At 51.8% G+C, this 13,399-nt stretch carries 13 protein-coding genes; 6 read left to right on the top strand and 7 right to left on the bottom strand.

Annotated features, from left to right (window positions below; all coding sequences use genetic code 11):
- Positions 1-16 precede the first annotated feature (16 nt).
- From nirC to tsgA, 4 genes are all read right to left on the bottom strand, one after another.
- Positions 17-823, bottom strand: a complete 807-nt coding sequence (nirC, locus tag QUF14_RS20810; RefSeq protein WP_000493564.1) for a nitrite transporter NirC — start codon at positions 821-823, stop codon at positions 17-19.
- A 126-nt stretch (positions 824-949) separates the two neighbouring features.
- A complete protein-coding gene (gene nirD / locus QUF14_RS20805; protein ID WP_000084764.1) occupies positions 950-1,276 on the bottom strand; it encodes a nitrite reductase small subunit NirD in 327 nt (108 codons plus the stop codon).
- Complete coding sequence (nirB, locus tag QUF14_RS20800; protein WP_000049210.1) at positions 1,273-3,816, bottom strand: NADPH-nitrite reductase large subunit; 2,544 nt, start codon at positions 3,814-3,816, stop codon at positions 1,273-1,275. The genes nirD and nirB overlap by 4 nt, the downstream gene beginning before the upstream one ends.
- A gap of 261 nt (positions 3,817-4,077) precedes the next feature.
- Complete coding sequence (gene tsgA / locus QUF14_RS20795) at positions 4,078-5,259, bottom strand: MFS transporter TsgA (RefSeq protein ID WP_000185227.1); 1,182 nt, start codon at positions 5,257-5,259, stop codon at positions 4,078-4,080.
- 269 nt (positions 5,260-5,528) lie between these two features.
- Between tsgA and ppiA the strand changes: the two genes are divergently transcribed.
- The 5 genes from ppiA to argD all read left to right on the top strand — a co-directional run bounded on the left by ppiA (position 5,529) and on the right by argD (position 8,866).
- A complete protein-coding gene (gene ppiA / locus QUF14_RS20790; RefSeq protein ID WP_000477225.1) occupies positions 5,529-6,101 on the top strand; it encodes a peptidylprolyl isomerase A in 573 nt (190 codons plus the stop codon).
- Between the two features lie 104 nt (positions 6,102-6,205).
- Complete coding sequence (gene ficA, locus QUF14_RS20785; protein WP_000736860.1) at positions 6,206-6,373, top strand: FicA/YhfG family antitoxin; 168 nt, start codon at positions 6,206-6,208, stop codon at positions 6,371-6,373.
- Complete coding sequence (locus tag QUF14_RS20780) at positions 6,363-6,965, top strand: putative adenosine monophosphate-protein transferase Fic (RefSeq protein WP_001280648.1); 603 nt, start codon at positions 6,363-6,365, stop codon at positions 6,963-6,965. Before ficA ends, QUF14_RS20780 begins: the two co-directional genes overlap by 11 nt.
- Before the next feature lie 31 nt (positions 6,966-6,996).
- Positions 6,997-7,560, top strand: coding sequence for an aminodeoxychorismate synthase component 2 (gene pabA / locus QUF14_RS20775; protein ID WP_000601870.1), 564 nt, complete (start codon positions 6,997-6,999; stop codon positions 7,558-7,560).
- A gap of 85 nt (positions 7,561-7,645) precedes the next feature.
- Positions 7,646-8,866 carry a bifunctional acetylornithine/succinyldiaminopimelate transaminase gene (gene argD, locus QUF14_RS20770; RefSeq protein WP_000963763.1) on the top strand — a complete coding sequence of 407 codons (1,221 nt, stop codon included), beginning with the start codon at positions 7,646-7,648 and terminating at the stop codon, positions 8,864-8,866.
- Positions 8,867-8,943: 77 nt separating this feature from the next.
- Here the strand turns inward: argD and QUF14_RS20765 are convergent, their stop codons facing one another.
- Together QUF14_RS20765 and crp are read right to left on the bottom strand one after the other, a co-directional pair.
- Positions 8,944-11,034 carry a YccS/YhfK family putative transporter gene (locus QUF14_RS20765; RefSeq protein ID WP_002431759.1) on the bottom strand — a complete coding sequence of 697 codons (2,091 nt, stop codon included), beginning with the start codon at positions 11,032-11,034 and terminating at the stop codon, positions 8,944-8,946.
- A 50-nt stretch (positions 11,035-11,084) separates the two neighbouring features.
- Positions 11,085-11,717 carry a cAMP-activated global transcriptional regulator CRP gene (gene crp / locus QUF14_RS20760; protein ID WP_000242755.1) on the bottom strand — a complete coding sequence of 211 codons (633 nt, stop codon included), beginning with the start codon at positions 11,715-11,717 and terminating at the stop codon, positions 11,085-11,087.
- A gap of 302 nt (positions 11,718-12,019) precedes the next feature.
- On the opposite strand from crp, the gene QUF14_RS20755 reads away from it, so the two are divergent.
- Positions 12,020-12,424 carry an OsmC family protein gene (locus QUF14_RS20755; protein ID WP_001148908.1) on the top strand — a complete coding sequence of 135 codons (405 nt, stop codon included), beginning with the start codon at positions 12,020-12,022 and terminating at the stop codon, positions 12,422-12,424.
- Positions 12,425-12,478: 54 nt separating this feature from the next.
- On the opposite strand, the gene QUF14_RS20750 is transcribed toward QUF14_RS20755, so the two are convergent.
- Complete coding sequence (locus tag QUF14_RS20750) at positions 12,479-13,348, bottom strand: phosphoribulokinase (RefSeq protein WP_001274672.1); 870 nt, start codon at positions 13,346-13,348, stop codon at positions 12,479-12,481.
- Positions 13,349-13,399: the final 51 nt, after the last annotated feature.

The raw sequence follows: 13,399 nt of genomic DNA, 5'->3' as shown, positions 1-13,399 counted from the left end.
AAAAACCCCTTAGTAATTAACTGGCAGCCGTTTCAGTTTGATTAAATTTGTCCGCAACCGGACGATTCGCTTTCGGCGTAGCATACCAATAACCCAATCCCATGAATACGGCGCCCGATAAAGTATTACCCAGCGTCACCCACAGCAGGTTATGACCAATACCCGCCAGCGTGTAGGCTTCGCTGTGGTTGCCGAACCATGAGAGCGCGAACAGCGTCATGTTAGCGATGGAGTGCTCGTAGCCGGACGCAATAAACGCCAGCAGACACCACCAGATTGCGATAAATTTCGCCGCGCCTTCAGTACGCAGTGCCATCCAGATTGCCAGACAAACCAGCCAGTTACACAATGCGCCTTTGAAGAACAGTACCATTGCCGGTGCGGTGGTTTTAGCCAGCGCGACGGAGTGAACAATACTGGTATCTACTGGCAAAAGGCTACCACCGCCCCAGCTATAAAGCATGGCAACAAAGACGGAACCGACCAGGTTACCCAGCCAGGTTTGCGGCAGGATTGCCCACATTTGCCCGTGGCTAATGGTGCCCGCTTTCACCCCAAAGGTGAGGAACATGGTGTGTCCGGTGAACAGTTCAGAACCGGCGATAATGACCAGCGTTAAGGCGATACCAAAGGTCGCGCCCATCACCAGAGGACGTACGGACGGATCGAGCAAATTACCGAGCGTGAAAATCAGGATGATCCCCAGCCCCACATACGCGCCCGCCATCGCGGAGCTTACCCAGAAGCCGAGCGGGTTATTTGCCGACAGGCGTGCAATGCGCGCAGCGTTAGCCGCACACTTATTAATAGTGTCTGTAAACATTTGATTATCCTTTAAAAAATAAAAACAAAAAATAAAACAAAAAGTTTAAAAAATGTCCTGCAATATACTTAAGGTCATTACAGGACAATGCAAAAAGGGGAGGCATTGCGCCTCCCGTTAAAACAATTAACCGCGTAGCTGTACCACGCCGTCTTTCACTCGTGCCTCGTAATGCTTGACGGAAAACTGTTCATCTTCCATGCATAAACCGTCGCTTAAGCGAAAACGCTGTTTTTTCAGCGGACTGGCGACCCACAGCTCGCCCTGGTGTTCCGCAATCAGCCCGCGTGACAGCACGCTGGATTCGAAGAACGGATCGATGTTGCTGATCGCAAACACCTGGTCGCTGTGATACGGGCGGAAAATCGCTACCTGCTCGTCACCTAACAGCGCGCAGACGCCGGTTTCAGGCAGGATGTCATCAATTTTGCAGATGTCTTTCCACTGGCTCATGCGTTGTCCTCCACCAGAGTTACCGGGATACGTTCATACGGCGTTGCCGGACGGTGCTGTTCGCGCTCTGGCACCATCTGCACGTTCGGGTCACGCTTGTCGCTGTTGATGAAGTGTTTGAAGCGAATCTGCGCGGACGGTGTATTGACCGTTTCAGTCCACTCACATACTACCGCTTCACGCAGGCGCGCCATCTCTTCTTCCAGATGTGCGTTCAGCCCCAGTTTGTCGTCAATGATCACCGCTTTCAGGTAATCAATGCCGCCTTCGAGGTTTTCTAACCACGGTGCGGTACGCGTCAGTTTGTCGGCAGTACGGATGTAGAACATCATGAAGCGGTCAAGATATTTGATCAGCGTTTCGCGATCGATATCCGCTGCCAGCAGATCCGCATGACGCGGTTTCATGCCGCCGTTACCGCACACATACAGGTTCCAGCCTTTTTCGGTGGCGATAATACCTACGTCTTTACCCTGAGCTTCTGAACATTCACGGGTACAGCCGGAGACACCGAACTTCATTTTGTGCGGCGTACGGATGCCTTTGTAGCGGTTTTCCAGTTCCACGCCGAGGCCGACGCTGTCGCCAACGCCGTAGCGGCACCAGGTGCTACCCACGCAGGTTTTCGCCATACGCAGTGCTTTCGCATAGGCATGACCGGTTTCGAAACCTGCTTCAATCAGCTGACGCCAGATCTCCGGCAGATCGTCTTTCTGTGCGCCAAACATCGCCAGACGCTGGGAGCCGGTGATTTTGGTGTAGAGATTAAATTCACGCGCGATACGACCCACTGCCATCAGCCCTTCTGGGGTGATTTCACCACCCGGAGAACGCGGGATCACCGAGTAGGTGCCGTCTTTCTGGATGTTAGCGAGGAAGTTGTCGTTAGAATCCTGCAGCGGAGTATGTTCCGGCTTCAGAATGTATTCGTTCCAGCAGGAGGCCAGCAGCGAACCGACGGTCGGTTTACAAACCTCACAACCGTAGCCTTTACCGTGTTTCGCCAGCAGTTCTTCGAAGGTTTTAATGCCTTCAACGCGGATCAAATGGAACAGTTCCTGACGCGAATAAGCAAAGTGTTCGCACAGGTTATTGTTAACTTCGATACCCTGTTTTGCCAGTTCTGCGTTCAGTACCTGAGTGACCAGCGGGATACAGCCACCGCAGCCAGTACCCGCTTTGGTTTCGGCTTTCAGCGCCGCAACGGTGTGGCAGCCTTTGTTGATGGCAGCAATCAGATCGCCTTTGGTGACGTCGAAGCAGGAGCAGATTTGCGCGCTGTCCGGCAGTTTATCAACACCAATAGACGGCTTGCCGCTACCTGAGTGCGCCGGCAGAATCAGAGAATCCGGGTTTTCCGGCAGCTCGATTGCGTTCAGCACCAGTTGCAGCAGGTTACCGTAGTCGCTGGTATCACCCACCAGTACTGCACCGAGCAGGGTTTTGTTGTCTTCGCTGACAATCAGGCGTTTGTAGATCTCTTTACTTTCGTCGAGGTAAACGTAGCTACGTGCGCCAGGCGTGCGACCGTGAGCATCGCCAATACCGCCTACGTCTACGCCCAGCAGTTTCAGCTTGGCGCTAAGGTCAGCACCTTCAAAGGCGTTTTCGCTACCGAGAATATGGTCAACGGCGACCTGCGCCATTTTGTAGCCAGGTGCTACCAGACCAAATACACGGTTGTTCCAGCTTGCGCATTCACCGATGGCGTAGATATCTGGATCGGAAGTCTGGCAGGAATCATTTATGACGATACCCCCACGCGGAGCAACGTCCAGACCACACTGGGTTGCCAGCTTATCGCGCGGACGGATACCGGTAGAGAAGACGATAAAGTCGACTTCCAGTTCGCTGCCGTCGGCAAAACGCATGGTTTTACGCGCTTCAACACCTTCCTGCACAATCTCAAGAGTGTTTTTGCTGGTGTGAACGCGTACACCCATGCTTTCGATTTTGCGACGCAATTGCTCGCCGCCCATCTGATCAAGCTGTTCCGCCATCAGCATAGGGGCAAATTCGATAACGTGGGTTTCAATGCCTAAGTTTTTCAGCGCGCCAGCGGCTTCCAGACCTAACAGGCCGCCGCCAACAACGGCACCGCGCTTACTGCGACGGGCGCAGGATTCAATGGCGTTGAGGTCTTCAATGGTGCGATAGACAAAGCAGTCCTGAGTATCAGAACCTTTGATTGGCGGGATCCACGGATAGGAACCGGTCGCCATGATCAGCTTGTCATAAAAAACGGTACGTCCGGCGCTGGAGTGAATCACCTTCTCCTGACGGTTGATGGTGATAGCGCGTTCGCCGACCAGAACTTTAATACCGTGTTTTTCGTAAAAGCCTTCGCGCACCAGCGACAGCTCTTCGGCGGTGTGGTGAGAGAAGTAAGACGAGAGGTGTACGCGGTCATAAGCGATGCGCGGTTCTTCACAGAAAACGGTAATATCAAAGTTGGCCGCATCAGATTTATCAAGAAGATCTTCGATAAAGCGATGGCCGACCATACCGTTACCGATAATTGCGAGTCTGACTTTGCTCATTTTTGCCTCGATTTCTTTTCTATTACCGCCTACCTTAACGATTCAGCAACCCCGCTTATTGATGTAAATCAAATTCACCTTTATATACTCCTTAAGGGGTATATTGCTGATTTGTATAAATTTTCTTAAGTCACGGAATTGTCTGACATTTCATTCGTGTGCAAAAAATAGACAAAATGAAAGGGTTTATAGAAATAGACGTACGTAGCGGGGTAAGTGAGGAAAAGGCCGGACGACGATAGCGCCGCCCGGCATGAGCAATTAATGAGAGGTCAGGGTGTTATGCTGACGGTGACGGCTGACGAAACCTAACAGGAAGCACATCACAAAGACGACAGCGTACAGACCGTTTGCCGTCAGCAGCGCCGCCTTTGGACCGCTATGTTCAACAATCGGGCCGGTAACGACAAAGGTCAGCATGGTACCGATGGTCCCGCAGGTCAGGACAAAGTTAACCAGTTTTGGTGACGGTACTTTGGTTTGCTGTGAACCCAGGGTGATGATGGTGGTATAGATCGCGCTGGAGAAGAAGCCCAGGGCGAGAATTGACCACGCCATATGTGCCGGTGTTCCGGTGTTAAAGACGTACATTAGAATCGCAGCCAGACCGGCCAGTACGGTCAGAATACGTTGCAAATCAAAGAAGCGAAGAATAAAGCTGAACGCCCACATGCCGACCATATAGGACATCCAGAAGTTACTCACCAGCGTACCTGCGTCGTTCAGGCTCATGCCCAGGCCTTTGGCATACTCTGGTACCCAGGAGATAAAACCTAACTGACCGAGGATGTAGCACAGCGCCGCAACAGAGAGAAACAGCACGCCGATCCCCCATTTTTCTTTCGCTACCGGAGCATCCGTTTTTGGTGCATGTTTGCCCAGTGCCGGAAACTCACAGCCGAAGGTCAGAATAAAAATAGCGACGTAAACCAGCCCGATGCAGGCATAAACCCAGTACCACTCAATGCTGCGCGCCAGCAGAAACGCGGCGATCATTGGGAAAATCATCCCGGCCATACTGAAGAAGGAGTCGGTAAATAACAGGCGAGAACCGCGCTGACGCCCTTCATACATTTGTGTTATCAGGAATGTACCAATCGACATAGTGATACCGCTGACCACCCCGAGAATGAACATCGCTGCCGAGAAAAGCGCCAGGCTATGGCTAAACATCAAACCAGCAACCGCCAGCACCATCAGGAGAAAGCCAAAACGTAACTGCGTTTTTAATGGGACGATTTCCATCAGCCAGGCATTGAGGAAGATAGAGATTAAAATGCCAGCATTGAGGAAGGTGAAGGTGTTACTCATACTGGAAACAGGCAGATTGAAATAATCGGCGATATTTCCCATCACCATCCCGGTGACAATAACCAACGCACCCGTCAGTGCGTAGGAGAGAAAGCTAATCCATGTGAGCTTGATGCGATTGCTGTTAGTCATGATTGGCCTGCGTTCAAAAATAAAATGGCATAGCGGGATATGCCGCGAGCGGGCGATTTTAGGTGATTTTGTGATCTGTTTAAATGTTTTATTGCAATCGGTTGCTAAATTGCATTTTAAGGGTGATTTTGATCACGGAATAAAAAGTAATCGTCAGGTTACATATATTTCAGATACGTAAAATTAGGTAAAGGGATGGCCTTGTTCTTGAAGGCTATTTAGAATCTCTTCACTTGCTTTTTTTCTGCTCTGTTTGTTAAGGAAATCTCATGTTCAAATCGACCCTGGCGGCGATGGCTGCTGTTTTCGCTCTTTCTGCTCTTTCTCCCGCAGCAATGGCAGCGAAAGGGGACCCGCACGTATTGTTGACAACCTCAGCTGGTAACATCGAACTGGAGCTGGATAAACAAAAAGCGCCAGTATCTGTGCAAAACTTTGTCGATTATGTGAACAGCGGTTTTTATAACAACACAACCTTTCACCGCGTCATTCCTGGCTTTATGATTCAGGGCGGCGGTTTCACCGAGCAGATGCAGCAGAAAAAACCAAACCCGCCAATCAAAAATGAAGCCGATAACGGCCTGCGCAACACGCGTGGCACCATCGCGATGGCGCGTACCGCTGACAAAGACAGCGCCACCAGCCAGTTCTTTATCAACGTTGCCGATAACGCCTTCCTCGACCACGGTCAGCGTGATTTCGGTTACGCGGTATTTGGTAAAGTGGTGAAAGGCATGGACGTTGCCGATAAGATTTCCCAGGTGCCGACTCATGACGTTGGTCCGTACCAGAATGTGCCGTCAAAACCGGTAGTTATCCTTTCCGCTAAAGTCCTGCCGTAATGATTTCTCGCGCGGGCAATCTTGCCCGCGCTTCTGCTCTCCCGGCGTAACCCGGATTTGCCGCTTATACTTGTGGCAAATGGACACGTTCAGGGAGGCATCAAGTGAAGAAACTCACCGATAAGCAAAAGTCCCGTCTCTGGGAGCTTCAGCGTAATCGTAATTTCCAGGCCAGTCGCCGTCTTGAAGGCGTCGAGATGCCTTTAGTTACTCTTACTGCCGCAGAGGCTTTAGCGCGCCTTGAAGAGCTGAGGAGGCACTATGAGCGATAAATTCGGCGAAGGGCGCGATCCGTATCTTTATCCTGGCCTTGATATCATGCGTAACCGGCTGAACATCCGCCAGCAACAGCGGCTGGAACAGGCCGCTTACGAAATGACGGCGCTGCGTGCTGCGACCATTGAGCTTGGTCCGCTGGTGCGCGGTTTACCGCATTTGCGCACTATCCATCGCCAGCTGTATCAGGATATTTTCGACTGGGCGGGGCAACTGCGTGAAGTTGATATTTATCAGGGCGATACGCCGTTCTGCCACTTTGCTTATATCGAAAAAGAGGGCAATGCCCTGATGCAGGATCTGGAGGAAGAAGGGTATCTGGTTGGCCTGGAGAAAACGAAGTTCGTCGAGCGGCTGGCACACTACTATTGTGAAATCAACGTCCTGCATCCCTTCCGAGCGGGAAGTGGTCTGGCACAGCGGATCTTCTTCGAGCAACTGGCGATTCATGCTGGTTATCAACTGAGCTGGCAGGGTATCGAAAAAGAGGCCTGGAATCAGGCAAATCAGAGTGGGGCAATGGGGGATCTCACCGCACTGCAGATGATATTTAGCAAAGTGGTAAGCGAAGCCGGGGAATCTGAGTAAAATAGCGCGGTTCTTTCGTACCGGAGCCGCCATGATCCTGCTTATTGATAACTACGATTCTTTCACCTGGAACCTCTACCAGTACTTTTGTGAACTGGGGGCCGACGTGTTGGTTAAGCGCAACGATGCGTTAACGTTGGCGGATATCGACACACTCAAACCGCAGAAAATTGTTATCTCACCTGGACCCTGTACGCCGGACGACGCAGGGATCTCCCTTGACGTTATTCGCCACTACGCCGGGAGTTTGCCGATTCTTGGCGTCTGCCTCGGTCATCAGGCAATGGCGCAGGCTTTTGGTGGCAAAGTTGTGCGCGCCGCAAAGGTGATGCACGGTAAAACCTCGCCGATCACACATAACGGTGAGGGCGTATTTAAGGGGCTGGCAAATCCACTCACCGTGACACGCTACCATTCGCTGGTGGTGGCGCCTGACTCATTACCGGAGTGCTTTGAAGTGACGGCCTGGAGCGAAACCCGCGAGATTATGGGGATTCGCCATCGCCAGTGGGATCTGGAAGGTGTGCAGTTCCATCCAGAAAGTATTCTCAGCGAACAAGGACATCAACTGCTGGCTAATTTCCTGGAACGCTGATTTCTGATTGCCATTCAGTGGTTTTTTATGCATATTTTGTGATTATAATTTCACATTGAGTTATGCGTAACAGGGTGATCATGAGATGGCAATTGAACAAACAGCAATTACACGCGCGACTTTCGATGAAGTGATCCTGCCGATTTATGCTCCGGCAGAGTTTATTCCGGTAAAAGGTCTGGGCAGCAGAATCTGGGATCAGCAAGGCAAGGAGTATGTCGATTTCGCGGGTGGCATTGCAGTTACGGCGTTGGGCCATTGCCATCCTGCGCTGGTGAACGCGTTAAAAACCCAGGGCGAAACTCTGTGGCATATCAGTAACGTTTTTACCAATGAACCGGCGCTGCGTCTTGGTCGTAAACTGATTGAGGCAACGTTTGCCGAACGCGTGGTGTTTATGAACTCCGGCACGGAAGCTAACGAAACTGCCTTTAAACTGGCACGCCATTACGCCTGTGTGCGTCATAGCCCGTTCAAAACCAAAATTATTGCCTTCCATAACGCTTTTCATGGTCGTTCGCTGTTTACCGTCTCGGTGGGCGGGCAGCCAAAATATTCCGACGGCTTTGGGCCAAAACCGGCAGACATCATCCACGTTCCCTTTAATGATCTCCACGCAGTGAAAGCGGTGATGGATGATCACACCTGCGCGGTGGTGGTTGAGCCGATTCAGGGCGAGGGCGGCGTGACGGCTGCGACGCCAGAGTTTTTGCAGGGCTTGCGCGAACTCTGTGATGAGCATCAGGCATTATTGGTGTTTGATGAAGTGCAGTGCGGGATGGGGCGGACCGGCGATCTGTTTGCTTACATGCATTACGGCGTGACGCCGGATATTCTGACCTCCGCCAAAGCGTTAGGCGGCGGCTTCCCGATTAGCGCCATGCTGACTACGGCGGAGATTGCTTCTGCGTTTCATCCTGGTTCTCACGGTTCCACCTACGGCGGTAATCCACTGGCCTGTGCAGTAGCTGGCGCGGCGTTTGATATCATCAATACCCCTGAAGTGCTGGAAGGCATTCACGCGAAACGCCAGCGTTTTGTGGACCATTTGCAGAAGATCGATCAGCAGTACGATGTGTTTAGCGATATTCGCGGTATGGGGCTGTTGATTGGCGCAGAGCTGAAACCACAGTACAAAGGTCGGGCGCGTGATTTCCTGTATGCGGGTGCCGAGGAAGGCGTAATGGTGCTGAATGCCGGGCCTGATGTGATGCGTCTTGCGCCGTCGCTGGTGGTGGAAGATGCGGATATCGATGAAGGGATGCATCGTTTCGCCCACGCGGTGGCGAAGGTGATTGGGGCGTAAATAAGACGCGTCAGCGTCGCATCAGGCAAAAGATATCGGATGCGGCGTGAACGCCTTATCCGATGGTTTAGCCTGTATTACGCCTTCGAATCCCGCAACTTGCGACTCAGCCAAATCCCATGATGCGGTCGCTGCCGCCATGCCATCGACGAAATGGTGTGCATGGTGTTCAGATGACCAATAACCCGTTGTAAATGCTGCTCCAGCGTACCTGCCGCACCTTCGTGCGGCTGCATCTCCGGCGCATCCATGATATTGGCATCGCCAGAACTACCTGGTTCGTCATACTCCAGTCGCTGCTGACAACGCTGAATGGCGATTTCACAAGACTGTAAATACTCTTGTGCCAGTTCAGGTGGCAATGCCCGGTGTTCCCGTGCCAGCGTGGTCATGGCATTAATATGTTCAACAATAAACTGGCTATGCGTTACCCACAGTTTCATATCTGCCAGATAATGGCTGTTGAATGCCGGTTCCTGCATCGCCTGATTCAATGAGTTATACAGAGTGTTATGCGCCTGATTCACCCGCATTCGCTGCCAGGCCAGTGGCGTTGGTTGCGGATCCTCGCTCAGAATCAAACGAATCGCTTCCTGATAGGCTTCTAAAGCATCATGGGCGTTTTTACGCAATAACCCGCTCTGCCACTGCGGCCACAGCCAGACAGTACCGCCGAAAGCAATTAAACAACCAATAATGGTATCGATAAGACGCGGAAGGATGTATTGCTCGCCGTTCAACCACAATAGTTGCAGGGTATACACCGCAGTAATGGTAAAACCGACCGTCGCCCAGCCGTAGTTTTTGCGCAATATCAGGTAGCTGGCGAGGGTGGTAATCAGCATCAAGGTCAGGGTGTAACCTTCGGGAATTTTAAAGTGCAGGGCAACGCCCGCAATGATTAACCCGACCACGGTTCCCACAGAACGGTTCACAATCCTCAGACGGGTTGCGCCGTAGCCATTTTGCGTTACCAGCAATACCGTCATCAGGATCCAGTACGACTTCGGCAGATGCAGTGCGGTGCCCATCAGGCTGGCAACGCTTAACATCACACTCAGTCGTCCAGCATTGCGTAGCGCTGGAGATTTCAGTGACAGATAACTTTTTAGCGCCGGCAGTAACGGCATTCGCCGCTGTTTATCGGCCAGTAAATCACGGGCATAGAGCGGTTTTTGGGTGCGCAGCACGCGGGCGATGCGGCTGAAGTGCCAATAGCAGAATTGCCCAACCGGATTATCCGGATGCTGGCGGGCGATTTTTTCCAGTGCGCCAATTTGTTTTTCCATCGTAAAGCGCGTCGGCAGGCGATGGTAAAGAATGTCATCAGCCAGCACGCGCAGGCGAGTGGCGACAGTTTGCGCATTCCAGCGGATAACTTCTTCTGCATGGCTACGCTCGACCAGCTTTTGCACCTCTTCCGGCTGATGCAAGCTGACCGAAATATGTTCCTGTAAATCCAGCGCCTCTTGGAAAATACGCAGCATCCGCTTGTAGTCAGTATTATTTTGCGCGGAAAGCATATGCATTTGCTGATAGCACTGAGTAATTAAATCGACCGCTTTTTGCTGGCGCACCAGCAGCGGCGGCAATGCTTTTTCAGGATCGGTGTGCTGGGTGAGTAGGCTGTATTTAGCTTCGCAATAATCCGCCAGTTCACGGTACAGCAAGCTTAGTGACTCGCGTAGCGGTTGTTCGCGCCAGAGCCAGAACCAAAACCAGTTAAACAGTCCGTACCACAACGTGCCCAGCGCATAGATCAGCAACGGTTCCCAGACTGGCATGTATCCCGCCAGACTGAGGGTAAAAATGGCGGCGAGCAGCGATGCGGGAAGCAATTTTGCGTGCAATGGCCCCAGCTCAGCAGTGACACCAAGCACCAGCGTTAATCCGGTCAGCAAAAAGGGCAGGGGAACATCTTTTGCCAGTAGTAGCTGTGTCAGCAAGCTACAGGTGGCAAACAGTGACGCACCAATGATTAAGCGTTTGAAAAAACGTTTATGAGGCGTATCAAGGCCCGCAATATTGCAACAGGCTGGAACGAGGGAGAAGAGCAGACCGAATCGTAATTCGCCAAGCATTAACCCAACGGCCACGGGCAAACATAGCACTAGCGTTTGTCGTAGTGCATAGTTGATATCGGGGTGATAAATCAGTCTGCGCCACATCGGGGGAAACAAAATGGCGCGCTACTCAGTAACGCGCCACTCCGACGGGATTAACGAGTGCCGTAAACGACGATGGTTTTACCGTGTGCGGAGATCAGGTTCTGATCTTCCAGCATCTTCAGAATGCGTCCCACGGTTTCACGAGAACAGCCGACAATCTGACCAATTTCCTGACGGGTAATTTTGATTTGCATACCGTCCGGGTGAGTCATAGCATCCGGTTGTTTTGCCAGGTTCAGCAGAGTCTGTGCAATGCGGCCCGTCACGTCGAGGAACGCCAGGTTGCCCACTTTCTCTGAAGTGACTTGCAAACGACGCGCCATCTGTGCAGAAAGACGCATCAGAATGTCCGGGTTTACCTGAATCAATTGGCGAAATTTTTTGTATGAAATTTCAGCCACTTCACAGGCGGTTTTCGCACGTACCCATGCGCTACGTTCCTGGCCTTCTTCAAACAGGCCCAGTTCGCCAATAAAATCACCCTGATTCAGATAGGAGAGGATCATTTCTTTACCCTCTTCATCTTTGATCAGCACTGCCACAGAGCCTTTAACGATGTAGTACAGCGTTTCCGCTTTTTCACCCTGGTGAATAAGCGTGCTCTTGGATGGGTACTTATGAATGTGGCAATGAGACAAGAACCATTCGAGAGTCGGGTCTGTTTGCGGTTTGCCAAGCACCATGCGCGGTTATCCTCTGTTATAAGCTTTCTCCAGAGCCAGAAAACGCCGCTGTCTCTGGATTGCCGAAATTGTGCTTCCCGCTACCTGGGAAGGGGCTATCAACTGTACTGCACGGTAATGTGACGTCCTTTGCATACATGCAGTACATCAATGTATTACTGTAGCATCCTGACTGTTTTAGCATAGCTTTCGCTTTGTGTCTCCTGGTGTCTCGCTTCAGCATGACCCAGGTCGCCTTCCGTTGCGCGATTTGGTTAGTACGCGTACTCTGTCAGGAAAATTGACGCAGTGGAGTAGCAAAAATGCAAGCGCGAGTGAAGTGGGTCGAAGGGTTAACTTTTCTGGGCGAGTCTGCCTCTGGTCACCAGATTTTAATGGACGGCAACTCAGGCGATAAAGCGCCAAGTCCGATGGAAATGGTGTTGATGGCGGCGGGTGGTTGCAGTGCCATCGATGTGGTTTCGATCCTGCAAAAAGGGCGTCAGGATGTGGTCGATTGTGAAGTAAAATTGACCTCTGAACGCCGCGAAGAGGCACCACGCCTGTTTACGCACATTAATCTGCATTTTATCGTCACCGGTCGCGACCTGAAAGACGCAGCGGTTGCGCGTGCGGTTGATCTCTCTGCTGAGAAATATTGTTCAGTGGCGTTGATGCTGGAAAAAGCGGTGAATATTACTCACTCGTATGAAGTGGTTGCCGCGTGATTTGATGTCAGGAGTACGATGCCGGATAATTGTTTATCCGGCATATTAGCAGAGTTACTCGATTTTCTTTCCTTCCATCAATCGTTGCACCAGTGGCAGCATAATTAACTCCATTGCCAGACCCATTTTACCGCCCGGCACCACTAATGTATTGATGTGGGAAATGAATGAGCCCTGCAACATCGCCAGCAGCCAGGGGAAATCGATCCCTTCCAGATTACGAAAATGGATCACCACAAAGCTTTCATCCAGTGATGGAATGCCCTTTGCTGCGAACGGGTTTGAGGTGTCGACAGTGGGAACGCGCTGGAAGTTAAGATGGGTGCGGGAAAACTGCGGCGTGATGTAGTTGATATAGTCTTCCATTGAACGTACTACTGAGTCCATCACCGCTTCTCGTGAGTGCCCGCGCTCGCTGGTGTCGCGGATCAGTTTTTGAATCCACTCAAGGTTAACGATAGGCACTACGCCGACCAGTAAATCCACATGCTGCGCAACGTTATGATGTGGCGTGACGACGCCACCGTGTAGCCCTTCATAAAACAGTACATCAGTGGGTTCCGGTAAAGGTTGCCATGGGGTGAATGTTCCCGGCACCTGATTCCACGGTACGGCTTCGTCGTACGTATGCAGATATTTGCGTGATTTTCCTTTGCCGCTCTGACCGTATTCAATGAAGGTTTGTTCCAGCAGGCCGAAGTCGTTCGCTTCGGGGCCAAAGTAGCTGATATGCCGCCCGGCATCACGCGCCTTGCGGATCGCCATGTCCATTTCCGGGCGCGTGTAACGGTGAAAACTGTCGCCTTCCACCTCAGCTGCATGCAGATTTAACTGCGCGAATATTTTACGAAACGCGAGACTGGTGGTGGTGGTCCCCGCGCCGCTGGATCCTGTTACCGCAATGACCGGATGTTTGGCAGACATAGTAACTCCATGACTTAGCTATCATTATTATCTCGTCCGCCGACGGCTGCA

Source organism: Escherichia sp. HH091_1A (assembly GCF_030295175.1).
Classification (GTDB): domain Bacteria; phylum Pseudomonadota; class Gammaproteobacteria; order Enterobacterales; family Enterobacteriaceae; genus Escherichia; species Escherichia coli_F.
Note: the sequence above shows the minus strand (reverse complement) of the source record. Positions and strands in the feature narration are given on the sequence as shown.